1 protein-coding gene and 1 pseudogene are annotated in these 1,169 nt (G+C 75.5%); both read left to right on the forward strand.

Features of this window, described 5'->3' with window-relative positions:
- Positions 1 to 506 (forward strand): HAMP domain-containing sensor histidine kinase (locus AB0C29_RS32245; protein ID WP_360828197.1); only part of this gene is annotated, 506 nt, incomplete at its 5' end.
- Between the two features lie 9 nt (positions 507 to 515).
- A pseudogene (locus AB0C29_RS32250) lies at positions 516 to 1,169 on the forward strand (hypothetical protein); the annotation flags it as partial.

Below are 1,169 nucleotides of genomic sequence, written 5' to 3' on the forward strand. Positions count from 1 at the left end.
GGCCACCCAGGCCCGCGAGCGGGAACGCCAGTTGGAGGCCGGCCGGCTCCGAACAGCACCTGACGACCCGCGAACCGGTCGACCTGGCCGCGGTCACCGAGCGGCTGGTGAGCGTGGCCCGGCCGGAGGCGGCGGCCGCCGGCATCACCCTGCACGCCGCGCTGGCACCGGCACCGGTGCACGGCGATCCGATCCTGCTGGAACGCCTGGTGCAGAACCTGCTGCGCAACGCGATGACCTACAACGTGCCCGCCGGCGAGGTGCGCCTCACCTGCGCCGGGCAGCGGCTCACCGTCACCAATCCGGGGCCGGTCATCGCCGCTTACGAGATCCCGGGCCTGTTCGAACCGTTCCGCCGGCTGACCGACCGGATCGGCTCGACCGAGGGCAGCGGCCTGGGCCTGTCCATCGTCCGGTCGATCGTGACCGCCCACGGCGGCACGATCACCGCCGAGCCGCGCCCCGGCGGCGGCCTCGCCATCACCGTCGAGCTGCCCGGCCGCTAGGTTGTGACGGTGTTCGCGTGTGCAGGCTGCGGTGCCGTGCTGACCGTGCCGGTGTCGCGGGTGGCGCTGCCGGTGCACGCCGAGCAGAGGTACGGCCACGACCTGCTGGGCCCGCTGATGGAGCCCGGCACGTACGCGGTGAATCCCGAGCCCTCCGCACTGCGGCCCGGCAGTCCCCGCGGGGCTGTGGTCATCGCGCCCGGGGACGTGCGCGGGACCGTCTTCATCCCGGGGCGCAGCGAGGGCTACTGCTACGGGCTCGACGGCCGGGACGGGCCCAATCTCGCCTGCGAGCGGTGCGGGCGGGAGGTGGCGACCCGGATCGACGACTGCTCGTACTGGCAGGCGGTGTGGCTGCACCCGCCGGCCGTGCACCGCCTCGCCGGTGCCGACGACCCGCAGCCGGTGACCAGCTGGGAGGCGCTGCCCGCGCAGCGGCCGGCGCTGCCGCCGATCGACCCGGACGGCTGGTGGAACCCGATCTGGGCGGCCGCGGTCGCGGCCGCGCTGGCCCACCTGCTGGCACGGTCCGACGGTACGCCGGTGCTGGTGCCCGACGGCCCGGTCGCCGAGGTCTTCCGCCGGTCGATCGAGACCCTGCTGCCACCGGGTACGCCGGCCCGGAGCCTGGCAGCGGCCGGACCGGGGCTCCCCGCCGTCTCC

It is taken from the genome of Actinoplanes sp. NPDC048791, from assembly GCF_040650095.1.
Taxonomy (GTDB): domain Bacteria; phylum Actinomycetota; class Actinomycetes; order Mycobacteriales; family Micromonosporaceae; genus Actinoplanes.